A 26,889-nucleotide genomic window follows, 5' to 3' on the forward strand; every position below is an offset into this window, starting at 1 on the left:
AACCGACCGGCCAGGTCTATCGCGCGAATAGGTGCGATTCCATTCGAGGTTTGGACAGAATCCGTTCTTCCGGGACAGAAGGCCGCTGCGAGCGTGGGCAAGCTCACGCGCCGTCGTCGGCTTTGGCCTCCTCGGCCTCCTTGCCCAGCCGCGCCTCGACCGCCTGCGGCTCGTACATCTCCTCGACCACCCGCAGGTAGAGCTCGTTCGGGTTGGGCAGGTACTTGACCTCGCGAAGCGCCTGCTCCTGACCGGCGGACTCCAGCACGAAGGTGCCGTAGTTGAGCGCCCGGCCGAGCGGGGACTGCTCGTATTTCATATCTGTTACACGCAGCAGCGGCATCATCGCGACCTGGCGGGTGATGATGCCATTGACCACCATCACCCGCTTATTGGTCAGGATGAAGCGGTCGAAATACCAGTCGGCGACCTTCCAGGCCACCCAGCCCATGATCGCGAGCCAGACCAGCACGGAGAGCGTGGTCAGTGTGCCGCCGCCCTCACCCGCCAGCCAACCGGCGAGGTAGCCCAGTACGAAGGTGGCCAGCAGGCCGACCAACAGCGGGGTGGCCAGTGCGATCTTGTGCCGCTTCCACTCACCCCGGTACCGCTCGGTCGGGAAGAGGTAGCGGGCGACCAGGGCCGTCGGCTCGTCCTCGAGCGGGAGCACCCGGCGTGGGCCGAGCGGCATCCCGGAGGCGTCGACCCGGAGACCGGCGAGTTCCTCCTCGGAGATCTCCGGACCGTCGTCCGGGTCACGGACCCAGCCCCGGGTGCCGGCCCGACGCTCCTCGCCGTATCCCGGTCCGTCCGGATAACCCGGGTCGTCCGGATAGGACGGTCCGCTGGCGTAGGCCGGCCCGTCGAACTCCGGCCCGTCATCGGGGCGGACCCGGGGGATCGGCTCGGTGTCCCGCTCGCGGCGGCGACGCTCGGCGTCGTCCTCGGGCTCAGGGGGTTCACCCGACGGATTGCCCATGGGCGGCTAGGCGACGAGGTCGGTGAAGAAGTCGCCGAAGCCCTGGGCAACGTCCAGGATGGTGCTCCCCAGCGACTTGAAGACGTCGGCGGCGGAGTTCGGCTGGAAGGCGATGAAGAAGATCAGGAAGGCGATACCGCCCCAGGTGAAGACCTTTTTAACCATGGCGGGCCATCCCTCCGTGCGGTACCGGGCTGCGAACCGCGGCAAAACCCAGAGTATCAGTCGGCTGTCCTACGGTGAACAGTGCGCGTACGCTCGCCGCCTCGACGCGGTCGGCCATTTCAGACCCTCCCGTGCAGGTAGGGAGACGGAGCTCCGTACACAAGCTCAGGCGGCGTCCACTCGGCAAGGTCGTGGAGGACCACGTCTTCCGCGAGGAGGTGACCTGCGCTTGCCGGCCAGGCTATCGCATAGAGCCAGATCCCCCGAGCTTCACCGGCGTAGGCACTCCGGTCTGTCGGAGATTTGACTGGCCACAGTGGAGTCGGGTGCCCGCCTGCCGTGATCTTGGCCGGGGTGACCCGCTCCGCGTGCCCCGGACCCGCCTCGGTCAGCGTGTCGGTGAGCCCGGGACCGGGATCGATGCCCCTGGTGCCGACGAACCGGGCACCCAGCCCGACGCCGGGCTCCTCGGCGACCAGCACCAGGTCGGCCGGTCCCCCGCCGAGTGGCGCCGGCCCGCTGCAGGCCACCGCCGTCGCCCGTACCCCGCTGTGGTCGTCGCCGGCCCAGCCGACCCCGGTCATGGTCCAGGCCGACGGGAGCGGCCACGGACACCAGAGTGGTACGGGTGAGGTGGTCGGCTCCACCCGGTCGTGGTCGGCGCGACCCCGGACCCGGGCCTCGGCCTGGTCGGCGGCGACGTTCGTGGTGAGCCGCTCCACCGTGCTGGCCACGATCTCGGGACCGATGTGCTCCGCCACGTGCAGCGGGGAGACCGGGCCGCAGTGCGGACAGCGCCAGGTGGAGTGCATGAGTCCGGGCGGTCGGACCTGACCGCCGCAACGTGGACAGCTCACCGCAACACCCACGAGAACTACAGTCGCGGTACCAGTGGCCCCGAGTCAAGCGAACCGGCCCTTTTTGGCCCTTCTCCGTACGTCGGGGGCGTCCACCCCCCGGAGGGGACGACGAAGGCCGACGGTCAGCCCGGCCGGTCGGGCGGCTCGCCGCCGTGGGTCCGGATCCAGGCGTGCATGGCGATCCCACTGGCCACCCCGGCGTTGATCGACCGGGTCGAGCCGTACTGGGCAATCGAGAGAACCTGGGTGCAGGCGTCCCGGGCCGGTGCCGAGAGCCCCGGACCCTCCTGCCCGAAGAGCAGTACGCAGCGGCGCGGCAGTACGACGCTCTCCAGCGGTCGGGACCCGGGCAGGTTGTCGATCCCGATCACCGACAGTTCCTGTCCGGCGGTCCAGTCGAGGAACGCCTCGACGGTCTCGTGGTGGCGTACGTGCTGGTACCGGTCGGTCACCATCGCGCCGCGCCGGTTCCAGCGGCGACGGCCGACCACGTGCACCTCGGCCGCGAGAAAGGCGTTCGCGTTGCGGACCACGGTGCCGATGTTGAAGTCGTGCTGCCAGTTCTCGATCGCCACGTGGAAGTCGTGCCGCCGCAGGTCCAGGTCGGCGACGATCGCCTCCCGTCGCCAGTACCGGTAGCGGTCGACCACGTTGCGGCGGTCGCCGTGCGCCAGCAACTCCGGGTCGTAGCGGGGATCGGTGGGTGGTTCACCGGGCCAGGGCCCCACCCCGACCTCGAGCTCCACCTCGGCGCCTTCCACGGTCTGCAGAGGGTACGGCGCACCGTCCCGGCACTCAGCCGCAGGTCCGCGGCTCGCGGTCCCGCACCCGACCTCCCGTCCGGCGACCGGGCCCTCGGATCAACCGGCCGGGCGCAGGCCCAACGCCTCGCCGAGCCGGTCCAGCAGGTCACGCTGCTCCGGTGCGACCGGCTCGCCGAACGGCCGGGGACGTCCGTCGGGGCCGGCCGCCCGACACACCCGCGCCGCGACCGACTGCACCCACTGGCGGTACGCGGCCGAGTCCGCCGGGTCGGCGTGCCGGGCCAGCGTCGTGACCGCGGCACGGCAGGAACGGAGCAGTTCGGTCCGGCCGCGGTCGGCGTGGTGGTCGCGTACCGGAGCGGAGCGTCCGTCGTCGGACTCGGCGTAGATGGCGGCGACCACGGCGCGGACGAGCTCGCTGTCGAAGGCCCGGCCGGCGGCGATGCCGTCCAGGCCCGCCAGGCCCTCGGCGACGGCCCGGGCCGGGTTGCCCGGATCGGGCGACGAGGCCGCCACGATCACCCGGCCGGGTAACCGGGTGAGCAGCCGCCATTCGTCCGGCGAATACCCGGCGGTGGCGGCCAGCCGGGCGTCGCGGTTGGTGCCGTCGGCGGGTTCTGGAGCTGTGGCGCCGGCCGGGTCCGGGGATCCGGTATGACTCATCGCGGCCTCCCGAGCTCAGCATATGCGGCTCTCGCGGAGGACATCCCCTTCTGCCCGGAAAGTTCCCGCCGGTCCGACCCCGGGCGTCCGCCCGGCTCGACGACACCTCGGCGGGGTCTGCCGACTTCCGGCGGCCGGCCGGGGTGATCGCGCCAGGTGGAGCGGGCTTCACGATCGGTTCGCACCGGCCGGCGCGTCACACCAGCCTTAGCAAGCGTTAAGGAAAGTGGGGATTTTCGAAACCAACCCCGGACGCAATGAGCGGCGGGGCCCTCCCCGGCGCCCGCCGCCCACGCTCTGATGGGGAAGATTCTGCCCGATCACACTGGCTGCACAGAAGAGCCCAGACCGAGATCGGGCTCACAGTTATCTTTTTGTAACGTTACTGAACGTGATGATCCGTACGCGGCCGGCCATCCCATTTGTCACCTGTTTCCGCTTGCCAACCGGCAAGTTCGTCGATCACACCCGGCCTGGCCAGCGAAACAACTGGAAACGCTCCCATGACTCGGAGTGACTAGACTGTGTCGACAAGATTTCACTCCCCGCACCACCCCCGAGGGACCCCCGTCGATACCCGCCCAGACGTGACGCGCCCCACGATGACCGTTTCAACACCGGGTGCCGGGGAATTCACGGAGGATGGAACGAGTTCCCCCAGGAGCAAGTTCAATTGCGGTGATCGGAGTGATCAATGGCGACCGTTGAGCTGACCACAGCCAACTTCGACGAGGTGACCGAGCAGCCGGGCATCGTGTTGGTCGACTTCTGGGCCGACTGGTGCGGTCCGTGTAAGCGGTTCGCCCCGATCTACGAGCGCTCCTCGGAGAAACACGGGGACGTCGTCTTCGGCAAGGTCGACACCGAGGCGCAGCAGGAGTTGGCCGTCCGGTACGGGATCCAGTCCATCCCCACGATCATGGCGGTACGGGACGGGGTTGTCGTATTCGCCCAGCCCGGCGCCCTGCCGGAGTCGGCGTTGGAGTCCCTGATCGAGCAGGTCCAGGCGCTCGACATGAACGACGTCCGCAAGCAGCTGGCGGACCACGAACACACCCACTGACCTGGCGGCCCACCCGCCACGGCAACTGCGCACGCCGGCCGGATCCCGACCCAGGGATCCGGCCGGCGTCGTCTCCGCACCCGCACCGGCTTCCCCGAGCGGCCAGCCTCCCGGAGCAACACCGTCACCGGCTAGGACACCGTGGCCGATCCGGGACGTCCGGGTGCGACCGGAACGCGTAGGGTCTCGTGGCGATGGACGCGTTGACGAGGCGGGGCCGTACCCTGCGGGTCGGTATCACCGCGGTGGTCGGTGCCGTCCTGCTGGCGGGCACCCTCTGGGGCCAGGACGACCACTTCCCGTTCGGCCCGTTCCGGATGTACGCCGGATCCAACCCGCCGAACGACCCCGCCCCGGACACCCGGGTCGAGGCGGTCGACCGGACCGGGGCGGTGATCCCGTTGAACCAGGGCAACACCGGGATCCGCCGGGCCGAGATCGAGGGCCAGCAGAGCCGCTACGCCGCCGACCCCGCCCTGTTGCGGCAGGTCGCCGACGCGTACGCGGACCGGCACCCCGGATCACCCGAGCTGGTCGAGGTCCGCATCGTGGTCCGCTGGTACGGCGTCCGCGACGGCCGGCCGACCGGAACGTTCGTGGACGAGACGACGGTCAGCTGGCGGGCGTCATGACGTTCCGGACGTTGCCCGCCGCGATCTCCCGCTGGCTGACCGAGCCGGTCCCCCGGGGTCGGATCGCCGCGTTCCGCACCCTCGTCTACCTCTTCGTCGCCGCCGACCTGGTGATCTTCACCCCGTGGGTCCGGCACAAGACCAGCATTTCCGGCGAGCTGTACCAGCCGCTCCTGGTCGGTCGGCTGCTCCCGCTGCCCACCCCGAATCCGGTGCTGGTCGAGGTCATCTTCTGGGTGCTGCTGGTGCTCTCCCTCGCCGCCGCGACCGGGCGCGCGCCCCGGGCCCTGGGCTGGCCGGTCTTCCTGCTCTATTTCGAGTGGATGATCATCGCGATGAGCTACGGGAAGGTCGACCACGACCGGTTCGCCTTCCTGGTCGCCCTCGCCGTACTGCCCACCGCCGGTCGGGCCCGGCACGGGGACGGGGTACGCACCGAGGCCGGCGGCTGGGCGCTGCGGGTCACCCAGATCGCCGTGGTCTGCACGTACTTCCTGGCCGCCTGGGCGAAGTTCCGGTTCGGCGGGATCGAGTGGCTGACCAGCTCCGTGCTGGCCAGGGCGATCATCCGGCGGGGCACCGAACTGGCCGACCTGATCGCCCAGGTGCCCTACCTGCTGATCGCCGCACAGTTCGGCATCATCGCGTTCGAGCTGCTCAGTCCACTGATCTTCGTCGTCTCCGCCCGTTGGCGCCGGGCGGTGGTGGCGTTCTTCTACTCGTTCCACCTGGTCACCTTCGCCACGATCACAATCTCGTTCGCGCCGCACCTGGTGGCGATGACCAGCTTCCTCGAACTGGAGCGACTCCGCCCGGTCGACCGACTCGTCCGGTGGCGGGCCCGCCGGTCGGGCGGCGCCGTCGGATCGGACCGACCCGCGACGCCGCGGCCGGGGCCGGAGCTGGCCGGCGTGGCAGGCGGATCAGCGCCCACCCCGCCGCCGGAGGCTCCGGACGCTCCGCCGGTTCAGCCCTCGCCGGCGGTGCCGTAGAGCCGTTCCCGGGCCGCCTGGGGCAGCGCACAGGCGGCCGTACCGCCGGGGAGCCGGTGCCGGTTGCGGGCCACCCAGCGGTACGTCGGCCAGGCCACCGCCCGAACCGGGGCCAGCCGCAGCGCGGCGCCCAGCGCCCGCCAGGCCGGCCGGCTCGTCCCGAGCAGCTTCGCGATCGCGTCCGGCCCGGCCGCGCGTACGCCGTCGGTGCCGACCCACCAGACCGCCTCGTCGCACTGCGCCACGGTCAGCCCGAGATCGTCGAGGTCGGCGAACTGCCAGGGCAGCACCCGGACCCCGGTCGGGATCCGCCGGTCGATGAAGTCCGCGCACTTGCTGCAGAAGGCGCAGTCGCCGTCGTACACGAAGGTGGCTCGGTCCATGGGACCATCCTCCCCCGCGCCGGGTCCGCCGACTAATCCACGTGGGCCAGGTAACCGGCGAGGGTGCGGTCCAGGATCTCCGCGCCCGGCCGGGCCCAGAGTCCGGCGTGGAAGACCTCCACCTCGATCGGCCCGGTGTAGCCGGCCGCCTCGACCGCGTCCCGGAACCGGCGCAGTTCCACGCAGCCCTCCCCCGGCAGCCCGCGCCCCAGCAGTACGCCCTCCGGCAGCGGGGTGATCCAGTCGGCGACCTGGAAGCAGGCGATCCGGTCCTCCCGGCCGGCCCGGGCGATCTGCGCCCAGACCTGGTCGTCCCACCACAGGTGGTAGGTGTCCACCACCACCCCGACCGCGTCGGCCGGGTACGGCGCGGCCAGGTCCAGGGCCTGGCCCAGGCTCGCCACCACACACCGGTCCGAGCAGAACATCGGGTGCAGCGGTTCGATCGCCAGTTTCACCCCGGCGGCCCGGGCGTGCGGCACCAACGCCCCGACCGCCTCACCGACGTGCGCCCGGGCCGCGTCCAGGTCCCGGCTTCCGTCCGGCAGGCCGCCGGAGACCAGGACCAGCACCGGTGCCCCGAGGGTCGCGGCCTCGTCGATGGCGCGACGGTTCTCGTCGTACCAGTCGGGGGTGTTGAAGAAACCGCCCCGGCACAGTGAGGTGACCGCGAGCCCGGCGTCGCGGACCAGCGCCGCGGTCTTGTCCAGACCGTACGCGTTGGTCTCCTCCCGCCAGAGGCCGAGCTGGCCGACCCCGGCCGCGACGCAGCCGGCGACCAGGTCGGGGATCGGCCAGTACTTCGCGGTCGCCTGGTTGAAGGAGAAGCGCCCCGGCGCGGTCACGCCGACGCCCCCAGCTCCGGGATCTCGATCCGCCGGCCCTCGCGGGCCGAGGCCAGACCGAGTTCGGCGAGCTGCACGCCGCGGGCCCCGGCCCAGAGGTCCCAGGTGTACGGCTCGTCGAGGACCACGTGCCGCAGGAACAGCTCCCACTGGGCCTTGAAGCCGTTGTCGAACTCGGCGTTGTCCGGCACCACCTGCCACTGTGACCGGAAGTCCTCGGTGGCCGGCAGGTCCGGGTTCCAGACCGGCTTGGGGGTGGTGGCCCGGTGCTGGATCCGGCAGTTGCGCAGTCCGGCGACGGCGCTGCCCTCGGTACCGTCCACCTGGAACTCGACCAGCTCGTCCCGGTAGACCCGCACCGACCAGGACGAGTTGATCTGGGCGACGATCCGGCCGTCCTGGCCGGGCCGCTCGATCTCGAAGATGCCGTACGCGGCGTCGTCGGCGGTGGCGTCGTAACGTTCGCCGGTCTCGTCCCAGCGCTGCGGGATGTGGGTGGTGACGTGTGCGCTGACCGAGGTGACCCGGCCGAAGATCTGCTCCAGCACGTAGTGCCAGTGCGGGAACATGTCGACGGTGATGCCACCGCCGTCGGCGGCCCGGTAGTTCCAGGACGGCCGCTGGGCCTCCTGCCAGTCACCCTCGAAGACCCAGTAGCCGAACTCGCCGCGCACCGAGAGGATCCGGCCGAAGAAGCCGCCCTTGACCAGCCGGTCGAGCTTGCGCAGGCCGGGCAGGAAGAGCTTGTCCTGGACCACGCCGTGCTTGATGCCGGCGGCGTCGGCGAGCCGGGCCAGCTCGACCGCGCCGGCCAGGTCCTCGGCGGTCGGCTTCTCGGTGTAGATGTGCTTGCCGGCCTCGATCGCCAGCTTGAGGGCCTTCTCCCGCTGGGCGGTCACCTGGGCGTCGAAGTAGATCTGCACGTCCGGGCGGGCCAACGCCGCGGTCAGGTCGGTGGTCCACTCGGTCAACCCGTGCCGGTCGGCGATCTCCCGCAGCTTCGTCTCGCTCCGGCCGACCAACACCGGTTCGGGCCAGAGCCGGGTGCCGTCGGGCAACGGCAGGCCGCCCTGTTCGCGGAGGGCGAGCAGGGACCGGACCAGGTGCTGCCGGTAGCCCATCCGGCCGGTCACGCCATTGAGCACGATGCCGATCGTGGTACGGGCCATGGGGCGCCTCCTCAGGCTGGCTGATCCGCGTCGCTCGTCGGGCCGGGTGGGACGGGTGGGTCCCGGGAGTCGACGGGCGCGGTGGTCGTAGCGCGGAGTTCCGGCGCCCGAGCAAGGGCCGGCAAGCGCTTTCCTGCGTACGCTACCGAGCGTCCTCCGGTTCCGGCAAGGGGCGGCGATCATCGGTCGTACCGTCTCCACCCGCCGGCACCGCGTCGCGCCGCGCGCAGCCCCCGGCTCGTCTCCCGGAGTCACCACGACGGCCCAGCGGCCGACACCGCGACGGCCCACCTGCGGTCACCGCGTCGGCGCTGAAGGACATGCACGGAGCCGCGCTATCCTCACCTGCGACCCGGTCACTCCCACCCGCAAGTCGGTCACTCTCACCCGGGACCCGGTCACCGGAGACGTCGGAAAGGGACTGGAGGCCATGGCCACTCTGGCGGATGTCGCACGGCGAGCCGGCGTGTCCCCCGCCACCGCCTCCCGGATCATCAACGGCAGCCCCAAGCCGGTCACCGAGGCGTTGCGCGAGCGGGTACTGGCCGCCGTCGAGGAACTGCAGTACGTGCCGAACGCACACGCCCAGCAACTCGCCCGCAACCACCGCAGCGCGGTCGGCGTCATCGTGCACGACGTCTCCGACCCGTACTTCTCGGAGATCACCCGAGGGCTGCAGCGGGTCGCCACCGAACACGGGCGCCTGGTCATCATCTGCAACACCTACCGCGACCCGGACCGGGAACTCGAGTACGTCGAACTGCTTCGGGCCAACCAGGCCGCCGCGATCATCCTCGCCGGATCGGGCTACCACGACGAGGAGTTCACCCGCACCCTGGACGCGAAACTACGGGTCTACCAGGCCACCGGCGGGCACGTCGCGGTGATCGGCCGGCACGAGCACAGCGGCCACGCCGTCATCCCGGCCAACGAGGCGGGCGGACACCTGGTCGGCACCGAACTGTTCGGCCTCGGGCACACCCGGATCGGCGTCGTCGCCGGTCCACGTCACCTGACCACCACCACGGACCGGCTCGCCGGGCTGCGCCGGGCCGCCCGGGAACACGGCCGCAAGCTCGCCGCCCGGCAGATCGTCTACGGCGACTTCGACCGGGCCGGCGGGGCCGCCGCCACCGCCGCACTGCTCGACGCCGAGCCGGAGATCACCGCGATCGCGGCACTCAACGACTCGATGGCGATCGGCGTCCTGGCCGTACTGCGGCAACGGGGGATCGAGGTGCCGGGACGGATCAGCGTCATCGGCTTCGACGACATGCCGATCGCCCAGGACGTCACCCCCGCGCTCACCACCGTCCGGCTGCCGCTGGCCGACATGGGCGCCCGGGCGATGACCCTGGCCCTGCAACCGCCGGAGCCGTTGAACACCCCGCAGATCGAACACGTCAGCGCCACGCTGGTGCGGCGGGAGAGCAGCGCCGCGCCACCCGGCTGAGCCGTACCGCCACCCGGGTGGGTGATCCGGTGGTTCCCGGTTGCGCAGCTCGTCGTACATGTGTTCGAATACTGGCCATGCGCTGGGAAAACCTGTCATCGGCTCCCCACGATGACGCGGTGGCCCCGCCGGGGGCGGCGCCGGTGGCGGGGGCGGTGCCGTCAGCCCTGCCACTGGCGCTGCCCGGCGCCGTCGCCCGCACCTTTGACACCCCCGGCTTCGCGGGCATGACCTTCTACGAGATACGCGCAAAGTCGATCATCAACCGGGTGCCCGGCACCTCCCGGGTGCCGTTCGAGTGGACCGTCAACCCGTACCGGGGCTGCAGCCACGCCTGTGTCTACTGCCTGGCCGGCGACACCCAGATCCTGCTCGCCGACGGCACCACCCGCCCCCTGGCCGAACTGCGGGTCGGCGACGAGATCTACGGCACCGTCGCCCAGGGCAACCACCGGCGGTACGTCCGCACCCAGGTGCTGGCGCACTGGTCGACGGTGAAACCGGCGTACCTGGTCGGCCTGGCCGACGGCACCGAACTGACCGCGAGCGGCGACCACCGGTTCCTCACCCCACGCGGCTGGAAACACGTCACCGCGGCGGCGCCCGGCGAGCCACCCCGGCCCTACCTGGCGATCACCGACAGCCTGGTCGGCACCGGCCGGTCCGGGCCGGCCGGAGTCGGCGACCTCGACGGCACCGTGCTCAGCAACCGCGGCGCGCTGCGGATCCGCCGCATCGAGCCGCTCGGGCGCGAACTGACCCTCTACGACATCACCACCGGCACCGGCGACTTCATCGCCAACGGCGTGGTCAGCCACAACTGCTTCGCCCGCAACACCCACACCTACCTCGACCTCGACCCCGGCCGTGACTTTGACAGCCGGGTGGTGGTCAAGGTCAACGCCGGTGAGCTGGTCCGCCGCGAACTGGCCGCCCCGAAGTGGCAGGGCGGGCACATCGCGATGGGCACCAACGTGGACTGCTACCAGCGGGCCGAGGGCCGCTACCGGCTGATGCCGGAGATCCTCACCGCGCTGCGGGACTTCGCCAACCCGTTCTCGATCCTCACCAAGGGCACCCTGATCCTGCGGGACCTGCCACTGCTGCGGCAGGCGGCGGAGGTGACCCGGGTCGGGCTCTCCATCTCCGTCGGCTTTGTCGACGAACCGATCTGGCGGGCCGTGGAGCCGGGCACCCCCGGCCCGCGACGCCGGCTGGACGTCGTACGGCAGCTGGCCGACGCCGGCTTCGCGGTCGGCGTACTGATGGCCCCGATCCTGCCCGGGCTGACCGACACCGACGACTCGATCGAGTCGACCGTGGCCGCGATCGCCGAGGCCGGGGCGGCGACCGTGACGCCCCTGCCCCTGCACCTGCGCCCCGGAGCCCGACAGTGGTACGCCGCCTGGCTGGCCCGGGAGTACCCGCACCTGGTGCCGCGCTACCGGGAGCTGTTCGGCAACGGCTCCTACCTGCCGCAGGCGTACCAACGGGAGATCGTCGCCCGGGTCCGGATCGCGGCCCGCCGCCACGGCCTGCACCGCCCCGAGCCGGGTGAGGCCCGCCAGGTGCCGCCGAGGCCCGCCCCGGCACCCGTCGCCGAGCAGCTCAGCCTGCTCTGACCGGGGGCCGGTCGATGCTGACCCGGCGGCTCGGTCGGCTCCGGCCCGGCGGCTCAGCCGGTGCTGACCGCACCGCCGGTCGGGGCGGAGTACGCCTCCCGGGCGTCGAGCAGTTCCTCCCAGTGCTCCTCCATCCAACCGCAGAGCGCCGCCATCGGTCCACGGAGCAGGCTCAGGCCCAACGGGGTGAGCGCGTACTCGGTGTGCCGAACCGGCCCCGGCCGGACGGTGCGGTGGACCAGGCCGTCGCGTTCGAGCCCCCGCAGTGACCCGGTGAGCACTTTCGCGGTGATCCCCCGCAACGGAACCCGCAGTTCGGAGAAGCGACGCGGACCACCTTCGAGACACCGGAGGACCATCCCGGCCCACTTGTCCCCGGTCCGGAGCGGCACCAGGGCGGACGGACAGACCGGGTCGAACATGTCCGGGCTGAGCGGCTGCGACGACATGGTGCCACGGTAGTCGGTATCCGGACGGTAACCACCGGCGTGGATACCGTCGGCAGCCGGTCGGGCAACCGGGTCCGACCGGTGACGGGAGGAACCGAAATGGGCAGGATCGTGGTTTTCGGAGCGGGTGGTCGTGGTGGCCGGGCCGCCGTCGGCGAGGCACTCCGGCGGGGACACCAGGTCACCGCCGTCGTACGGGATCCGGCCCGGCACCCGGACCTGACGACCGGGAACGTACGGATCGTCACGGGGGACGTCACGAGCGCCGACGACGTCGCACGGATCGCCGCCGGACACGATGCCGTGATCAGCAGCGTCTACGATCCCGCCGTCGCGCCCGACGTCTTCTTCACCACCGCCGCCCGCGCCCTGTTGACCGGGCTGGCCCGGGCCGGGGTGCCCCGGCTGCTGGTGGTGGGGCTGGCCTCGGTGCTGCCGACCGTCGACGGGACGCCGTTGATGGACACCCCCGGGTACCCGCAGGAGTACCGCTTCTTCTCGCTCGGGCACGCCGCCGGGATGGACGTGCTGCGCGCCGCCGACGATCCCGACTGGCTGGTGCTGAGTCCGGCCGGCGACTTCGACCACGGTGGTAGCCGGACCGGGCGGTACCGTACGGCACCGGCGGAGGCGAGCAGCCGGGTCTCGTACGCCGACTTCGCGATCGCCCTGCTGGACGAGATCGAGACCCCGACCCGGCACCGTACGCACGTGGGTGTCGAGACGGCCTGACGGAGCTACAGTCGCGGGGTGCGTGACGCTCAACAGATCCTGGCCGACGCCCAGGTGATCGCCGTTGTCGGCGCCTCCCGCGACCCCTCGAAGCCGGCGCACAGCGTGCCGCTGCAGATGCAGCGGCACGGCTGGCAGATCATCCCGGTGAATCCGCGGGCGGACGAGCTCTTCGGGGAGAGGGTCTACCGCTCGCTGGCCGAGATCCCGCACCCGGTCGACCTGGTCGACGTGTTCCGCCCCGCCGAGGACGCGGTCCAGGTGGTCCGGGACGCGGTCGCGATCGGCGCTCCGGCGGTCTGGTTGCAGCTCGGCATCGTCTCGGCCGAGGCCCGCCGGATCGCCGAGGAGGCCGGCGTCGACTACGTCGAGGACCGCTGCCTGGCGGTGGAACGCGCCGTGGGCGGCCTCTCCCGACGCGGCTGACCGCCCTCTCCACGCCTGGCCGGACCGTCCTGCCGCCGCCCGCCTTTTCTCCGACCAGTCCTGGCGGCGTACGCGCCGCGCCCGACTCGGCACTGCCCGAGGTCCGGAGCGGTCCCGTGGTCACCGACACGAGACCGACAATCACTGCAATGCCGGAGAAAAGGGTCATTTGCCGGTAGCGTTTCTGGGCGAGGAGGGCAGACCCATGAGTCACCCAGGCGCCGGCGAACCTCAGGACCCCGAGGAGTCTCCGCGACCGCCGGGGCAGCCCTCCGGCCCGCCGGGTGGGCAGCCCGGCCCGCAGGACCACGCCCCCGGAACCCACCACCAGCCGGGCCCACCCGGCGGGTACGGCCAACAGGGCGGCTACGGCCAGCCCGGCGGCCATGGCCAGTACGGCGGCCATGGCCAGTACGGCGGCCATGGTCAGTACGGCGGCCAGGGTGGCTACGGCCAACCCGGCCAGTACGGCCAGCCCGGCGGCTACGGCCAGGGTGGCTACGGTCAAGGCGGCCAGGGTGGCTACGGCCAACCCGGCCAGTACGGTCAATCCGGGGGCTACGGTGAGCCCGGCGGCTACGGCCAACCGGGGCAGTACGGCGAGCCACGGGGCGTCAACGTACTCGCGATTCTGTCGCTGGTCTTCGCGTTCGTCTTCGCCCCCGCCGGCATCGTGCTCGGGCACCTGGCCCGACGCCAGATCGCCCGCACCGGCGAGCAGGGCGCCCAACTGGCGCTCTGGGGTCTGATCCTCAGCTACGTCTTCACCGGGGTGTACGTGATCCTCTGCTGCGGATGGCTCGCCCTCGGGATCTGGGCCGGATCAGACGGCAACGGCGGCACCTACTAGGGGTGGAGCGGCGCCGGGCGGTTGCCCGCGCCGCTCCACCCTCCAGGCGACGGTTCAGCGGAACTCGGCCTCGCGCACGCTGTTGCCCCCATCCACCACCAGCATCTGCCCGGTGATGTACGACGCGGCCGGCGAACAGAGGAACGCGATGGCCGCGGCCACCTCGTCCGGCGTACCCGGACGGCCGACCGGGGTACCGAGCCCCTGCTTCAGCTCGGCCATCGTGGACGCCGCGGTGTAGATCTTGCCGGGAGCCACCGCGTTGACCGTCACCCCGTCGGCGATCATCTCCAACGCGAGTGCCCGGGTCAGCCCGACGACCCCGGCCTTCGCCGCCGCGTACGCCGCCTCGGTCGGTAGGGCGTTGACCGGACCGGCGGTGGCGGCCAGGTTGACGATCCGGCCCCAGCCCCGCTCGGCCATCCCGCTGATGAACGCCCGGCTGCACAGGAACGCGGTGGTCAGGTTCCGCTCGATCTCCCGGTGCCACTCGTCGTAGCTGAGCTGGACCACCGGCCGGAGCACCTCCGGACTGGCCCGGCTGGCCAGTCCGGCGTTGTTGACCAGCACCTCCACCTCGCCGAGCTGCTCCACGACGGCATCCGCCAACGCGCCCACCTCGGCCTCGTCGGTCAGGTCGGCGACAAACCCGATGGCGCCCAGTTCGGCGGCGCGATCGTGGATACGCCGGGTCGTCGAGACGATTGCCACCCGGGCGCCCAGACCGCGGAGTCGCCGGGCGGTCGCGTACCCGATCCCGTCCGGGCTGCCGGCCCCGGTCACCAGCGCGACCCGGCCGTCCAGACGCATCGTCACCGGCTCGTCCTCACTCGCCGGCAGTCCTGGCCCGGAGTCGATGTCCTCCGAGACGGTGCTCTGCGAACCGGTACGGGTGCGACGGGCCAACGCGGGACGCGTGGCGCCTCGGCGTGGGCGGTTGCCCGCCCGGTCACCAGCGCGCGCTTCGAATACCATGCCCGCGATCCTGCCCCGTCCGGACGATTCGGGCAATGCCGCACCGCAGACCGGGACCACCGGGTTGGCGTGCGACGACTACCCTGGCGACGCACCTCACGTGGACGGAGTGAGCACCCCAGATGAGCGACCCTCAGCCGAGCAACTACTCCAGTGATGCCTCCTGGCAGGCGCCATCCCCGGCCGGCTATCCGGACCCGACACCGACCCCCACCTACCAGCCGGAGTACCCGGCCGAGTCGGCCCCGCCAGCGGGCTCTCCGGTGAGCGGCGACCCGGTGAGCGGTGACCCGGCGACCGCCATCATGGCGCCGCCCGGCGCCGCCCACCACCCGGCTGCCGGCTACCCCGTCCCCGGCTACCCCGTTCCCGGTTATCCCGCTCCGGGCTATCCGATCGCCGGCTACCCCGTCGCGGCGGCGCCCGCCACCAACGGGTTGGCGATCGCCGCGCTGGTGGTCGGCATCGTCGGCATGCTCGGGCTCTGCGCCTACGGCCTGGGCGGCTATCTCGGCATCGTCGGCGCCATCCTCGGCCACGTCTCCCGCAAGCAGATCCGGGAACGGGGCGAGGCCGGCGACGGTCTCGCGCTGGCCGGCATCATCGTCGGTTGGATCGCCGGCGGTATCGCGATCCTCGCCACCATCGGCCTCATCGTCCTCGGCGTGGTACTGGCCAACCAGGATTCCACCTACACCTACTGACCCCCTCGTCAACAGGAGCACGCGTGACTTCGCCCAACCCCGTCGACCCGACCAGCGGCGCCACCCCCGGGGCGTACGGAGACCCGACCTCCGCACCGTACGGTGCGGTGAACCCGGCCCACGGCTACCCGCCGCCGTACCCGGTCGCCAGGTCGACCAACGGTATGGCGATCGCCGCCCTGGTCACCAGCATCGTGGCCCTGTTCAGCTGTTCGCTGCTCGGCGGTGTCGGCGTCTACCTGGCCAAGCGGGCCCGTGAGGAGATCCGAACGAAGGGCGAGGACGGCGAGGGCCTGGCCACCGCCGGTCTGGTCATCGGCTGGATCGGCGTCGGACTGGGGATCCTGGGCATCCTGTTCCTCATCCTCTACTTCGGTGTCCTCGGATTCGCGATCTGGGGCGCCAACGCGAGCTGATCCGGAACGGTCCACCCCGGAGGCTGGCCAGGGCACCGTCGGCGGCCCTGGCCAGCCCGTCCGGATCACCCCCCGGTGTCGGGTCGGACCGTCCCGGGCACGGTGGTCCGCCGGCGACGTACCCAGCGGAACAGCGACCAGGCGACGAGCCCGGCGCCGGCGGCGACCAGGACCCGCCACCACCGCGGCCACGGCCCCCGGTCAGGGTCGCCGGGATCACCGGTCCGCAGGTCCGTCACCAGCCCGCCGGCGAGCCGCAGGTCGTCGACCCGCGCCACCTGCCCGATCCCCTGCCCGGCACGGCTGAGCACCCGGGTCGTGCCGTCCAACGACCGCCGGACGATCTCGTAGTCCTTCCGCCCCTCCACCCCGAGCAGTACCGCGTCCGGCCCCGTCCAGCCGAGCAGCGTGGTCCGGTGCGCCCCGCCGGTCTGAAACCCCGGTAGCGGCACGGGTATCCCGGTCGTCGCGCCGGTCGCGTCCACCAGGGCCAGTGCGTCCTGGGCCACGTCGAGCCTCCGCACCATCAGCCAGCGACCGTCCGGCGACCAGGCGGCGTTGCTGTCGAGGTGGTAGCCCTCCGGCACGGTCAGGGTCCGCAGCCGGACACCTGCCAGGTCGAGGATGTCGATCCGACCGGCCTCGACCGGTACCGCGAGCAGGGCACCGTCGGGCGAGACCACGACCGTGTCGAACATGTCCGCCTTGGCGACCCCGGGCAGCGGAGTCACCTGCCCGGTGCCGACGTCGAGGACCACCAGTCGACCGTCGGTCGCCGACTCCTCCGCCCACGGACGGTCGCGAAGCTCGACCACCAGGCGGGTGCCGTCCGGGGTCCAGCTGAGCGGGAACGCGGCAGCGGGCGGGACGAGCGGGAACTCCCGGACCTGGCCGGTCCGAAGGTCGACCAGGTCGAGGTGGTCGGTGAGCCGCGCCGGGTCGGCGACCGCGACCTGACCACCGTCGGGACCGAGCAGGGACTCCGCGGCGTGCCACTCGCCGTCGGGACCGGTGACGCCGCGCTCCTCCGCCAGGTCGAGCCGGCGGTACGTCCGGCCGTCGACCCCGAGCACCAACGTCTGGCTGGTGCCGAGCCGGGTGCCGAGCGAGCCCTGCCGGTAGAGGGCCACCGCCGGTCCGGGTGGGGACGTCGACACCGGCGCGGTGAGCAGCGACATCCCGGCGAACCGGGACGGCAGGGCCGGAGCGTCCCCGGTGGCCACACCAGGGTTCGCCCCGCCCGGACCGGGCAGGCGCAGACCGGTGCCGGGGGCCACGGTGGCCAGCCCGAGGACGGTGCTCACGGCGAGAGCGGCAAGCACCGGCCCGGCCCACCGACCGGACAGCGACCGGCCCGGCCACCAGCCGCCCCGGAGGCGCCGGCTGGCCGGGGCTCCCCGGTTCGCGCGGGCCCGCAGTTCGTCGACGGTCGGCGGTACGACGGTGAGCCCGTCGGCCACACCGCGCAGTCCCTCGCCGATCCGACGTTCGAGGTCAGTCGTCATTGAGCTGCTCCTGGAGGACGGCGAGGGATCGGTGCAGCAGCGACTTCACGGTGCCCGGTCGGCAGTCCAGCGCCGCGGCGATCTCGTCGATCGGCAGGTCGAGGTAGTACCGCAGAAAGACCACGGAACGCTGCCGGGGTCTGAGCCGGGCGAGCGCCGCCCGTACGGCCGTGGTGGTGCCGTCCGGCGGTGGCAGCGCCGACGCCGCCCAGCGTCTGCTGTCGTCGTGCCGGCGTTCCAGGATCCGACGCCGCAGCCACGAGTGGCACCGCGACACGACGGCCCGGCGCAGGTACGCCACGGGTTGCCGGACGTCGTCCCGACGGCGCAGCCATTCGATGAAGACATCCTGCACCAGGTCTTCGGCGGCGGTCCGGCTGCCGATCGTCACGTAGGCGAGCCGGACCAGCGGGACGTAGTGCGCGGCGTACACCGCGTCGAAGGTCGGCTCCACCGGCGCCGAGGTCTGCACCAACACATGGTGAGGGCGCACCGCTCAGACGTTTCGTTGCACCTTCTCCGACGTCGCCGCCGCGACGGCCGGGACAGCGTTGGTCGGGACAGGGTCGGCCGGGTCGGCGGCGGACCGGCCGGCGTCGGCGTCGGCGTCGGCCGGGACAACGGCCGCCGGGACCGGATCCGCCGGCGGGCCGGCGTCGGAGTCGGATCGGCGGGCCACCGCACGTCGGGCGGCGCGAGCCTCGGCGTGCAGGACCACGGCGACCCCGGCCAGCAGCAGCACCAGGCCGGGAAGCGCCTCGGTCCGGGGCACCTGGTCCAACCAGAGCCAGGCGATCAACGCGGCTCCGGGCGTCTCCAGGAGGATGAGCACGCTGATCGTGGTCGCCGAGATCCGGCGTAGCGCGTAGTTGAACATCGAGTGGCCGAGCAACTGGGCGCCGGCCACCAGGCCCAGCACGGCGAGCCAGGTCGGGGTGTCGAAGCCGGTCAGTCGTACGCCGCCGGCCAGGCAGACCACCAGCAGCGCCAGCGAGCAGGTGCCGTAGCAGATGGTGGTGTACGTGACCGTGCTGGTGGTTCTCCGGGCCCGTTCACCGAACGCGGTGTAGACCGCCGCCGCCACGCCCCCACAGATGGCGAGCACGTCGCCGAGGACCGCCTCGGCCGAGCCGACGCTCAGGTCCGCGCCGACCGCCCAGACCGCGCCGAGCACCGCCACCCCGATGCCGACCCAGCCGCCCAGCGGCAGCCGTCGGCCCTGGCCCAGGGCGATCAGTCCCTGCCAGACCGGATGGGTGGCCACCAGGGCGGTGGCGGCGGCCACCGAGGTCAGCTGGGTGCTCGGCATCCAGGTGCCGAAATGTACGGCGAGGGCGAGGCCGGCGAGTACGGAGAACCCGGCCTCGCGCCGTCCCGCGCCCCGGGCCAGGGTCCGGAGCTCGTGCCGGCGGCGGACCAGCGCGAACGGCCCGAGTACGCCGACGGACAGGAGGTTGCGCCAGAAGGCGATCGCCAGCGCGGGCGCGGCGGCGAACGCGATCAGGGGCGCGGACGAGGACACCGCGACCACCGCGACCGTGACCGCCCCGACGCTGAGCGGGTCGACCGGATTTCGGGATGGTGGAGCGCCAGGGGGCACGAGAAGATCCTCACATGTCACGGGGGGCCATCATCTGATCAACAAACCGTTAGCATCGACCGGTCTCGACTCGTCGACCCCGGTCCGGAGGCCTGCTCCCCCATGCCCGAACACCGGTCCAGCCGACCCGCGTACCGCGCCGTGCTCTTCGACTTCTTCGGCACCCTCACCTGCGCGATCCGACGTGGCGACCAGCACGCCGAGGTCGCCGCGCTGCTCGGCTGCCCGCCGGACGTCCTGGCCGACGTCCTCGACGCGTCCTTCTACCCGCGTGCCAGCGGTGCGCTCGGCGACGCCGCGGCAACCCTACGCTGGGTCTGCCGGGAGGCCGGCGGACGACCGGACCGGGCGGACCTCGGCGCCGCGGTCGCGGCCCGGATCTCGGCGGTACGGGCGGACACCCGGCTCCGCCCCGAGGCGGTGCCGGTCCTCGAGGCGGTACGTCGTCGAGGGCTGCTGACCGCCCTGGTCACCGACTGTACCCACGAGCTGCCCGCCTTCCTGCCGGAGCTGCCGGTCGCGCCGCTGCTCGACGTACGGGCCTACTCGGTGGTGGTCGGCACCTGCAAGCCCGATCCGGCGATCTACCTGGCCGCCTGCCGGCGCCTCAGGGTCGCCCCGACGGACTGCCTCTACGTCGGCGACGGCGGCAGCCGGGAACTGACCGGCGCCACCGGCGCCGGGATGACGGCGATCCGGCTGGCCGCAGCTGATCTTGACGACCATCTCGTCTTCGACGACGACCGCGGCTGGCGCGGTCCCGCGATCGGGTCGTTGGCCGAACTGCCGGAGCTGCTGGACGAACTCGCGCCCGGCCCGGCACTGCTCGCACCCACCTGAGCGGCCGCCGGTCCGCGGCCGGCCGGGACTGCCGGCCGGTACCGTCCCGCGCCCGGGTACGGCAGGATGCGGGATGTGACTGACAGTGGTGCCGACCCCGCCGCCGGCTCGCCGCTGGTGGCGGAGGCGATCAGGAAGGCCGCCGTGGCCTGGGTGGCGGTGGACGGCGGTCCGCAGCTGGCGCTCTGGTGCCTGCCGCTCGACGACGCCCTGTACGTCGTCACCGGTCCCGGCGAACAGAACGCCCCGGGCCTCGCCGCCTCCGGTACCGCCGAGGTGACGGTTCGCGGTGATCACGGCGGACGGATCGTCACCTGGCCCGCCGAGGTGACCCGGCTGGCGCCGGAGGGCGAGCGGTGGGCGACGGTGGCGCCCCAGTTGGCCGCCAAGCGGCTCAACGCCTCCGGCAGCCCGGCCGAGTTGGCGCAGCGCTGGGCGGCGTCCGGGTGCGCGATCAACCGGCTGGCCCCGGCCGGGCCGCCGTCGGCGGCCGGCCGGACCCTGCCGGACAGTTCCCTCGCCGCGCCGCCCCGGGAGACCCCCGCCGTCCGGCGGGCCGCCCGACCGTTCCGGCTGCACCGGGTACGCCGCCGCTGAGACCCGGCAGGCGCGACCGGCGCCGGCGGGAACGGACGGATGCCGCGCGCCCCAAGGGGCTGGGCGCGCGGCGGGCGGGGACGATCGTCGCACCGTCCGGCCACGGCGTCCACCGTCCGGCCGCCGGACCGCCTGCCGACGACCGGGCCGTCCACCACGAACGTCGCCGACATGCCGTACGTTCCGCCGCCGGACCGGGCGGAACGAGGCGTATCTCTTCGGTCACCGTCGTCGTCAGCCCCGGTCGGCCGGGCGGCGCGACGACGTAGCATGGCGGCATGTCTGCTCCCGCCGTACCCGGTCCCCAGGCTGCCGCCTCCGTACCCGGCCAGGACGGCCGGCCCACGAGCGCCGTCGAGGAGGCGGTGCAGGCCGCGCTGGCCACCGTCGACGACCCGGAGATCCGTCGCCCGATCACCGATCTCGGCATGGTGCGCTCCGCCACGGTCGGCACCGACGGTGTCGTACGGGTCGAGTTGCTGCTGACCGTGGCCGGCTGTCCGTTGCGGGACAAGCTGCGTACCGACATCACCTCGGCGGTCGGCGCCGTGCCCGGCGTGACCGGGGTCGAGATCGACTTCGGGGTGATGAGCCCGGAGCAGCGGCAGGCCCTGCAGGCCCGGCTCCGGGGTGGTACGGCCACCCAGGAGCCGGTGATCCCGTTCGCCCAGCCGGGGACCCGGACCCGGGTCTACGCCATCGCCAGCGGCAAGGGCGGCGTCGGCAAGTCCAGCGTCACCGTCAACCTGGCCGCGGCGCTCGCCGCGAAGGGTCTGTCGGTGGGCGTCGTGGACGCCGACATCTACGGCCACTCCGTACCCCGGATGCTCGGTGCCGACGGTCGGCCGACCCGGGTCGAAGACATGATCATGCCGCCCCAGTCGCACGGGGTGAAGGTGATCTCGATCGGCATGTTCACCGACGGGAACGCGGCGGTGGTCTGGCGGGGCCCGATGCTGCACCGGGCGCTGCAGCAGTTCCTCGCCGACGTCTACTGGGGCGACCTGGACGTACTCCTGCTCGACCTGCCGCCGGGCACCGGCGACGTGGCCATCTCCGTGGCCCAGTTGCTGCCGAACGCGGAGATCCTGGTGGTGACCACCCCGCAGACCGCGGCGGCCGAGGTGGCCGAGCGGGCCGGCGCCATCGCCCTGCAGACCCACCAGCGCCTGGTCGGCGTGGTGGAGAACATGTCCTGGCTGGAGTTGCCGGACGGCAGCCGGATGGAGGTCTTCGGCGCCGGCGGTGGTACGACCGTCGCCGAGTCGCTCACCCGGGTCATCGGCGCCCAGGTGCCGCTGCTCGGGCAGGTGCCGCTGGACACCCGGGTCCGGGAGGCGGGTGACGCCGGTACGCCGGTCGTCCTGGCCGAGCCGGAGTCGCCGGCGGCCCGGGCGCTGTCCGCGATCGCCGACCGCCTCGCGGTCCGGCGTGAGTCGCTGGTCGGCAAGCCGCTCAGTCTCCGGCCCGCCGGCCGCTGATCCCGTAGGGCGGCCGGGGTCCAGGCCTCGGCCCACCCACCGTCGCCCCGGCGGTCCCCGACCGTCGTCGACCGCCCCGGTGACCGCCCCCGTCGGTCCCCGGCCGGTCAGGTGGCGTCGATGTCGAAGCTGCGCCGCTGCTGCGGCGCGGAGGCCACCTCGGCGCCGCCGGAGGTCGAGGTCGTGCCGCCGCCACCGGTCGCCCGGATGTCCGCGGCCGAGGCGACGTCGTCGAGTTCCCGGTGTACGTCGGTGAGGTCGGAGCGGAGCTTCTCGTAGGCGCCCTGCAGCGGCTTGCGGATCGCCTGCTCGTCTTCCTCGCTGAGCAGGTGCTTGCGGATGAAGGCCTTCGGGTGCAGGTCCTCGAGCTGGATGTCGGTACCCAGTTCCCGGCTCAGGTCGCCGGTGGCGTTCTGGGCCATGTTCCGCAGGTTGCGCAGCATCCGGAGTCCGTCGCTGATCACGTTCGGCAGCCGATCGCCGAAGATCAACAGGGCGACCAGCAGCAGCGCACCGATCTCCCACCAGTTCAGGTTTTCGAACACGGCTGCCTCCTCACACGGCTCAGGGCGGGAGTACGCACCGACGCCTCCTCACCCGGACCAGGGCAAGAGTACGCACGGCGACGCCACCAGCGGGAGGGGGAGCCGGTGAACAGCAGGCAGCACCACGTGCGATGCCCCCGTGACCGGTCCCACCGTGCTGCCGCTACTTGGCGTCCGCGGCGAGGGTCACGGAGGCCGACTGACGCTCGGAGCCGCGCCGGTACTCGACACTGACCACCGAACCGGGGGCGTACTTGCGGACCAGCGCGATCAGGTCGCTCGGCTCCTCCAACGGCTTGCCGTCGATCTTGAGCACCACGTCACCGGTCCGGAGTCCGGCCTCGGCCGCCGGACCGCCGGGGTCGACGGAGCTGAGCCGTACGCCGCCGGTACCGCCGGTCCGGGTGCCGCCGACCTGTGCGCCGATCACCGTACGCCGGGCCCGGCCGGTGTCGATGATCTCCTGGGCCAGCCGCTTGGCCTGGTTGATCGGGATGGCGAAGGCCAGCCCGACGTTGCCGGCGGTCTCCTCGTCGGCGGCCGGGGTCTGGATCACCGAGTTGACCCCGATCACCCGCCCGGCCCCGTCGACCAGCGGTCCGCCGGAGTTACCCCGGTTCACCGCCGCGTCGGTCTGGATCGCCGCGTAGTAGCGCACCTGGCCTCCGGGTTCGCCGTTGCGGAACGTCCGGTCCAGGGCACTGACGATGCCGGCGGTGACCGTGTTGGCCAGGGACAGTGGCGTACCGAAGGCGAGCACCGGGTCGCCGACCGCGACCGCGTCGGAGTCGCCGAACTCGACCGGGGTCAGCCCGGTCCGGGACACCTTGATCACCGCGATGTCCGACTCGGGGTCCTTGCCGACCACCTCCGCCGGGGCGGTGGAGCCGTCGTTGAAGACGACGGTCGCGGAATCGACCCCGACGCCGACCACGTGGTCGTTGGTGACCACGTAGCCGTCCTGGGTCACCACGAAGCCGGAGCCGAGGCCGACCCCGCCGCTGCCGCTCACCCGTACCGTGACCACGCTCGGCAGCACCCGCTCGGCCACGCCGGCCACCGAGTCGGCCGGCCGTTGCGCGGTGGCCGGCGGCTCGGCGCCGGTGGACCCCAGGGCGGTCACCCCGCCCGCACCGCCGCGCACCGCGAACGCGTAGCCGAGCGAGCCGCCGAGTGCACCGGCCAGCAACGCGGTGACCAGGGACACCAGGAAGACCGAACCAAGCCCGCGACGCGGCGCGGCGTCCGGGTCGGTGACCGGTTCGGGGGGCGCGCCGCCCGTCGACGCCGCCGACGCCTGGACCACCACGGCCGTCGGCGTTCCCGGATTACGCCACGGGTCGTGCAACGCGTCCGACCACCACGGCGAGGACGCCGGGTCCGGCTCCCCGGTGGGCACCGCCCACGCGCCGACTGTCGGGCTCGACGACGGTGGGGGGTACCCCGGCGTCGCGGTCCTCTCGGGCTGGCGCCAGTTCCAGCCGTCCGTCACGTTCGATGCCTCCCAGTCCGTCCCGGCCCGGACACCACGGAGCGCGGGCGACCGCAACCGGCCGCAGCGTCCGGGTTCCGCATCCAGGATCGCACGGATGGCTGAATACCGGTCATCGGTTCTTCCGCCCGTGCCAGCCGGACGGGACACCCCGCCCCCACAGCACACCCCCGGCACCCCGACGGCACGCCCCTGCCGATCACGGACCACCACCTCTTAGGCTCATACCCACGACCACCCCGCCCCCGGTCGTCGCCGTGCCCCTGATCCCCGCCCCGCCCCGCCCCGCCGCGACACCGACACCCCAGCCCACTTCCGCCCGGAGGTGCCCCATCGCCACGGTCGCCCGGTCAGTCGGCACGATGACCACTCAAGCACTCCAGTTCGCCGAGGCGTACGTCGCCGAGGATCTTGTCCTGCGCACCGCGCGCAGCCTGGCCACCGAGGTCGGGCTCGACGCGGTCACCCCCGGGGTCGGCGCCACGCTGCGGCTGCTGGCCGCCGCCGGCAACGCCCGGGCGGTGGTGGAGATCGGTACCGGCACCGGGGTCAGCGGACTCTGGCTGCTGCGCGGCATGCGCGCCGACGGCATCCTGACCACGATCGACGTGGAGACCGAGCACCAGCGGATCGCCCGCCGGATCTTCCAGGAGGCGGGCTTCCCGTCGGGGCGTACCCGGATCATCACCGGGCGGGCCCTGGACGTGCTGCCCCGGCTCGCCGACGGCGCGTACGACCTGATCTTCGTGGACTCGGAGGTGGCCGAGTACAGCGCCTGTGTCGACGCCGCGCTGCGCCTGCTGCGGCCCGGCGGTCTGCTCGTGCTGCACGGCGCACTCGCCGCCGGCCGGATCGGCGACCCGGCAGCCCGGGACGTGGAGACGGTCACCGTACGGGAGGTGGTCAAGGCGGTCCGCGAGTCGGAGGAGTGGACGCCGGCGCTGCTGCCCACCGGGGAGGGCCTGCTGGTCGCGGTGAAACGCTGAGCCACGGGTCGGGGCGGCGAACCGCCCCGGCCGGGGGTCAGCCGGCCTGGTCGGCCAGCCAGCGCAGCAGCGTACGGACGCCCCAGCCGGTGGCGCCCTTGACGAGCTCGGCGTCGTGCCCGTCCGCCCAGGACGGCGCCGACATGTCCACGTGCACCCAACGGTCGCGCAGGTCCCCGGTGAACTCGCGGAGGTACAGCGCGGCCAGCACCGAACCGGCGCCCTGGTTGGGTGAGCTGTGCAGGTCGGCGAGTTCGCTGCTCAGGTGGTCGGTGTAGTCCGCCACCAGCGGCATCCGCCAGGCCCGTTCACCGGCCGCCTCGGCGGCTGCCAGCACCGCCTCCGCCAGTTCGGTGTTCTCGCTGTACAGCGCGGCCGTACGCTTGCCGAGCGCGACCGCGTTCGCCCCGGTGAGGGTCGCCAGGTCGACCAGGAGGTCCGGGGCGAGCCGCGCCACCGCGTACGTCATGGCGTCGGCGAGGACCAGGCGACCCTCGGCGTCGGTGTTGGTGCTCTCGCTGGTGACCCCGCCGTAGTGTCGGATCACGTCACCGGGGCGGTACGCCGAACCGCTGACCATGTTCTCGGCGAGCGGCGCGAGCGCGGTCACCCGGATCGGCAGGTCCAGTGCCGCGGCGCCGAGCGTCGCCGCCACCACGGCGGCCGCGCCGCCCATGTCCTTGCGCATCAGCTTCATGCCGTCGCGCGGCTTGATCACGATGCCGCCGGTGTCGAAGGTGATGCCCTTGCCGACCAGGACGACGTGCCGGGTTGGGTTCGCCGGGCGCCAGCTCAGCTCGACCAGCCGGGGTCCCCGGGGGGATCCGCCACCGACCGCGAGCAGACCGCCGAAGCCCTCGGCCGCGAGCCGGTCGGGTTCGCGTACCTCGACGGTGAGCCCGGGACGGCCGGCGGCGGCGCTGGCCACCTGCTCGGCGAACCAGGCCGGGCTCTTGACCGAGGACGGGGTGTTGGTCAGGTCCCGGGCGAACCGGGTCGTCTCCGCGACGACCCGGGCGCGCTCCAGCGCCGCCTGGTACCGCTGCGGGTCGGTCACCGCGAGGAGCACCTCGGCCAGCTCGGCGCCGTCGGTGCCGGCGCCCGTCCGGCCGGCCTCGGCGTCGGCTGTACCGTTTTCGTCCGCCGGCAGCCGGAACCGGTACGACGCGAGCCACAGCCCCTCAGCGAGTCCGCGTACCGCCCCCGGATCAACATCGACCGGAATCACTAACGTGATCGAACTCTCACGTGTGGCGGCTCGGGCGAGGCCCGCTCCGGCGGCCCGCCAGCCGGCCTCGTCACCGTCGCCGACACCGACCAGGAACAGCCGGGTCGGGGTACGCGACGGGCGGATCGACCGGTGCACGCTGCCGGCACGGCCGGGCTGGTCGAGGTACGGGAGCAGTGCGGTCGCCTCGGCGGCCAGCTCGGCGGGGAGTGTCGACCCGGTCGATCCGAGCAGGTCGGCGGTCGCCGGCTCGGCCGGGCCTTCGCCGGATGTCGAGCCGGCGGTACCGTCCCCGGTCGCCCCGCCCGCCGGCTCCTCAGCGGCACCGGCCGGGTTCGGGCCCGCCACGGGCCGGACGGGCAGCGCCAGGGCGTCGCCCCCGGTCGGTTCGGTTACCAGACGGATCGACAACACGCCGACGTACCCCCAAGACATTGGTGGATGGATGCGCGGCCGGGCCCGACGGCGAGCCG

General features: G+C 72.7%; 29 protein-coding genes and 1 pseudogene. 14 read left to right on the forward strand and 16 right to left on the reverse strand.

Annotated elements, in window-relative coordinates; all coding sequences use genetic code 11:
- Positions 1-103: 103 nt before the first annotated feature.
- From ABGB05_RS03985 to ABGB05_RS04005, 5 genes are all read right to left on the reverse strand, one after another.
- On the reverse strand, positions 104-979 hold the full coding sequence (locus ABGB05_RS03985) for a PH domain-containing protein (protein WP_347651755.1): 876 nt from the start codon (positions 977-979) through the stop codon (positions 104-106).
- Between the two features lie 6 nt (positions 980-985).
- Positions 986-1,144 (reverse strand): hypothetical protein, encoded by a 159-nt coding sequence (locus tag ABGB05_RS03990; RefSeq protein WP_347651756.1) that lies wholly within the window; start codon positions 1,142-1,144, stop codon positions 986-988.
- 119 nt (positions 1,145-1,263) lie between these two features.
- Positions 1,264-2,001 (reverse strand): DUF6758 family protein, encoded by a 738-nt coding sequence (locus ABGB05_RS03995; RefSeq protein WP_347651757.1) that lies wholly within the window; start codon positions 1,999-2,001, stop codon positions 1,264-1,266.
- A 125-nt stretch (positions 2,002-2,126) separates the two neighbouring features.
- On the reverse strand, positions 2,127-2,750 hold the full coding sequence (locus ABGB05_RS04000) for an RNA methyltransferase (protein WP_347651758.1): 624 nt from the start codon (positions 2,748-2,750) through the stop codon (positions 2,127-2,129).
- Positions 2,751-2,864: 114 nt separating this feature from the next.
- A complete protein-coding gene (locus ABGB05_RS04005) occupies positions 2,865-3,431 on the reverse strand; it encodes a hypothetical protein (RefSeq protein ID WP_347651759.1) in 567 nt (188 codons plus the stop codon).
- Between the two features lie 694 nt (positions 3,432-4,125).
- On the opposite strand from ABGB05_RS04005, the gene trxA reads away from it, so the two are divergent.
- The 3 genes from trxA (at position 4,126) to ABGB05_RS04020 (ending at position 6,118) form a co-directional block, all read left to right on the forward strand.
- Positions 4,126-4,494 (forward strand): thioredoxin, encoded by a 369-nt coding sequence (gene trxA / locus ABGB05_RS04010; RefSeq protein ID WP_347651760.1) that lies wholly within the window; start codon positions 4,126-4,128, stop codon positions 4,492-4,494.
- Positions 4,495-4,688: 194 nt separating this feature from the next.
- Positions 4,689-5,126, forward strand: a complete 438-nt coding sequence (locus ABGB05_RS04015) for a hypothetical protein (protein WP_347651761.1) — start codon at positions 4,689-4,691, stop codon at positions 5,124-5,126.
- Positions 5,123-6,118, forward strand: a complete 996-nt coding sequence (locus ABGB05_RS04020; RefSeq protein ID WP_347651762.1) for an MFS transporter permease — start codon at positions 5,123-5,125, stop codon at positions 6,116-6,118. Before ABGB05_RS04015 ends, ABGB05_RS04020 begins: the two co-directional genes overlap by 4 nt.
- On the opposite strand, the gene ABGB05_RS04025 is transcribed toward ABGB05_RS04020, so the two are convergent.
- From ABGB05_RS04025 to ABGB05_RS04035, 3 genes are read right to left on the reverse strand one after another with little or no spacing between them, the layout of a single operon-like run.
- Positions 6,094-6,501, reverse strand: coding sequence for a DUF393 domain-containing protein (locus ABGB05_RS04025; RefSeq protein ID WP_347651763.1), 408 nt, complete (start codon positions 6,499-6,501; stop codon positions 6,094-6,096). The two genes, ABGB05_RS04020 and ABGB05_RS04025, sit on opposite strands and share 25 nt — an antisense overlap.
- Positions 6,502-6,533: 32 nt before the next feature.
- A complete protein-coding gene (locus ABGB05_RS04030; protein WP_347651764.1) occupies positions 6,534-7,346 on the reverse strand; it encodes a sugar phosphate isomerase/epimerase family protein in 813 nt (270 codons plus the stop codon).
- Positions 7,343-8,515, reverse strand: coding sequence for a Gfo/Idh/MocA family oxidoreductase (locus tag ABGB05_RS04035; protein ID WP_347651765.1), 1,173 nt, complete (start codon positions 8,513-8,515; stop codon positions 7,343-7,345). The genes ABGB05_RS04030 and ABGB05_RS04035 overlap by 4 nt, the downstream gene beginning before the upstream one ends.
- Before the next feature lie 430 nt (positions 8,516-8,945).
- On the opposite strand from ABGB05_RS04035, the gene ABGB05_RS04040 reads away from it, so the two are divergent.
- Together ABGB05_RS04040 and ABGB05_RS04045 are read left to right on the forward strand one after the other, a co-directional pair.
- The gene (locus ABGB05_RS04040) at positions 8,946-9,968 is read left to right on the forward strand and encodes a LacI family DNA-binding transcriptional regulator (protein ID WP_347651766.1); all 1,023 of its coding nucleotides are present in this window, start codon (positions 8,946-8,948) and stop codon (positions 9,966-9,968) included.
- A 77-nt stretch (positions 9,969-10,045) separates the two neighbouring features.
- Positions 10,046-11,590, forward strand: a complete 1,545-nt coding sequence (locus tag ABGB05_RS04045; RefSeq protein ID WP_347651767.1) for an Rv2578c family radical SAM protein — start codon at positions 10,046-10,048, stop codon at positions 11,588-11,590.
- A 53-nt stretch (positions 11,591-11,643) separates the two neighbouring features.
- Here ABGB05_RS04045 and ABGB05_RS04050 read toward each other — a convergent pair whose 3' ends face one another.
- Positions 11,644-12,039, reverse strand: a complete 396-nt coding sequence (locus ABGB05_RS04050; protein WP_347651768.1) for a helix-turn-helix domain-containing protein — start codon at positions 12,037-12,039, stop codon at positions 11,644-11,646.
- Between the two features lie 99 nt (positions 12,040-12,138).
- Here ABGB05_RS04050 and ABGB05_RS04055 point away from each other — a divergent pair, with 99 nt between their 5' ends.
- The 3 genes from ABGB05_RS04055 to ABGB05_RS04065 all read left to right on the forward strand — a co-directional run bounded on the left by ABGB05_RS04055 (position 12,139) and on the right by ABGB05_RS04065 (position 14,047).
- Positions 12,139-12,771, forward strand: coding sequence for an NAD(P)H-binding protein (locus ABGB05_RS04055; RefSeq protein ID WP_347651769.1), 633 nt, complete (start codon positions 12,139-12,141; stop codon positions 12,769-12,771).
- An 18-nt stretch (positions 12,772-12,789) separates the two neighbouring features.
- Positions 12,790-13,197, forward strand: a complete 408-nt coding sequence (locus ABGB05_RS04060; RefSeq protein WP_347651770.1) for a CoA-binding protein — start codon at positions 12,790-12,792, stop codon at positions 13,195-13,197.
- Between the two features lie 205 nt (positions 13,198-13,402).
- Entirely contained in the window at positions 13,403-14,047 is a 645-nt protein-coding gene (locus ABGB05_RS04065) for a DUF4190 domain-containing protein (RefSeq protein ID WP_347651771.1), read from the forward strand.
- A gap of 54 nt (positions 14,048-14,101) precedes the next feature.
- On the opposite strand, the gene ABGB05_RS04070 is transcribed toward ABGB05_RS04065, so the two are convergent.
- Positions 14,102-15,022 carry an SDR family NAD(P)-dependent oxidoreductase gene (locus tag ABGB05_RS04070; protein WP_347651772.1) on the reverse strand — a complete coding sequence of 307 codons (921 nt, stop codon included), beginning with the start codon at positions 15,020-15,022 and terminating at the stop codon, positions 14,102-14,104.
- A gap of 122 nt (positions 15,023-15,144) precedes the next feature.
- Between ABGB05_RS04070 and ABGB05_RS04075 the strand changes: the two genes are divergently transcribed.
- On the forward strand, positions 15,145-15,726 hold the full coding sequence (locus ABGB05_RS04075) for a DUF4190 domain-containing protein (protein WP_347651773.1): 582 nt from the start codon (positions 15,145-15,147) through the stop codon (positions 15,724-15,726).
- Positions 15,727-15,749: 23 nt separating this feature from the next.
- A complete protein-coding gene (locus tag ABGB05_RS04080) occupies positions 15,750-16,142 on the forward strand; it encodes a DUF4190 domain-containing protein (protein WP_347651774.1) in 393 nt (130 codons plus the stop codon).
- Between the two features lie 65 nt (positions 16,143-16,207).
- Here the strand turns inward: ABGB05_RS04080 and ABGB05_RS04085 are convergent, their stop codons facing one another.
- The 3 genes and pseudogenes from ABGB05_RS04085 to ABGB05_RS04095 form a co-directional block, all read right to left on the reverse strand.
- Positions 16,208-17,647: a hypothetical protein gene (locus ABGB05_RS04085; protein WP_347651775.1), complete on the reverse strand. Its 1,440-nt coding sequence runs from the start codon at positions 17,645-17,647 to the stop codon at positions 16,208-16,210.
- A complete protein-coding gene (locus ABGB05_RS04090; protein ID WP_347651776.1) occupies positions 17,637-18,119 on the reverse strand; it encodes a sigma-70 family RNA polymerase sigma factor in 483 nt (160 codons plus the stop codon). Before ABGB05_RS04090 ends, ABGB05_RS04085 begins: the two co-directional genes overlap by 11 nt.
- A gap of 213 nt (positions 18,120-18,332) precedes the next feature.
- Positions 18,333-19,247: pseudogene (locus ABGB05_RS04095) on the reverse strand (DMT family transporter); the annotation flags it as partial.
- Positions 19,248-19,349: 102 nt separating this feature from the next.
- On the opposite strand from ABGB05_RS04095, the gene ABGB05_RS04100 reads away from it, so the two are divergent.
- The 3 genes from ABGB05_RS04100 to ABGB05_RS04110 all read left to right on the forward strand — a co-directional run bounded on the left by ABGB05_RS04100 (position 19,350) and on the right by ABGB05_RS04110 (position 22,165).
- Positions 19,350-20,087 carry an HAD family hydrolase gene (locus ABGB05_RS04100; RefSeq protein ID WP_347651777.1) on the forward strand — a complete coding sequence of 246 codons (738 nt, stop codon included), beginning with the start codon at positions 19,350-19,352 and terminating at the stop codon, positions 20,085-20,087.
- A gap of 66 nt (positions 20,088-20,153) precedes the next feature.
- Positions 20,154-20,684 (forward strand): hypothetical protein, encoded by a 531-nt coding sequence (locus ABGB05_RS04105; RefSeq protein ID WP_347651778.1) that lies wholly within the window; start codon positions 20,154-20,156, stop codon positions 20,682-20,684.
- A 278-nt stretch (positions 20,685-20,962) separates the two neighbouring features.
- Positions 20,963-22,165 carry an Mrp/NBP35 family ATP-binding protein gene (locus tag ABGB05_RS04110; protein WP_347651779.1) on the forward strand — a complete coding sequence of 401 codons (1,203 nt, stop codon included), beginning with the start codon at positions 20,963-20,965 and terminating at the stop codon, positions 22,163-22,165.
- Between the two features lie 107 nt (positions 22,166-22,272).
- Here ABGB05_RS04110 and ABGB05_RS04115 read toward each other — a convergent pair whose 3' ends face one another.
- Together ABGB05_RS04115 and ABGB05_RS04120 are read right to left on the reverse strand one after the other, a co-directional pair.
- Positions 22,273-22,710, reverse strand: coding sequence for a preprotein translocase subunit TatB (locus tag ABGB05_RS04115; RefSeq protein ID WP_347651780.1), 438 nt, complete (start codon positions 22,708-22,710; stop codon positions 22,273-22,275).
- A 163-nt stretch (positions 22,711-22,873) separates the two neighbouring features.
- Positions 22,874-24,109, reverse strand: a complete 1,236-nt coding sequence (locus ABGB05_RS04120; RefSeq protein ID WP_347651781.1) for a trypsin-like peptidase domain-containing protein — start codon at positions 24,107-24,109, stop codon at positions 22,874-22,876.
- A 455-nt stretch (positions 24,110-24,564) separates the two neighbouring features.
- Between ABGB05_RS04120 and ABGB05_RS04125 the strand changes: the two genes are divergently transcribed.
- Positions 24,565-25,188: an O-methyltransferase gene (locus ABGB05_RS04125; RefSeq protein ID WP_347651782.1), complete on the forward strand. Its 624-nt coding sequence runs from the start codon at positions 24,565-24,567 to the stop codon at positions 25,186-25,188.
- Between the two features lie 37 nt (positions 25,189-25,225).
- Here the strand turns inward: ABGB05_RS04125 and ABGB05_RS04130 are convergent, their stop codons facing one another.
- Positions 25,226-26,830, reverse strand: coding sequence for a leucyl aminopeptidase family protein (locus ABGB05_RS04130; protein ID WP_347651783.1), 1,605 nt, complete (start codon positions 26,828-26,830; stop codon positions 25,226-25,228).
- Positions 26,831-26,889: the final 59 nt, after the last annotated feature.

This window comes from Plantactinospora sp. B5E13 (genome assembly GCF_039871775.1).
In the GTDB taxonomy this organism is placed as follows: domain Bacteria; phylum Actinomycetota; class Actinomycetes; order Mycobacteriales; family Micromonosporaceae; genus Plantactinospora.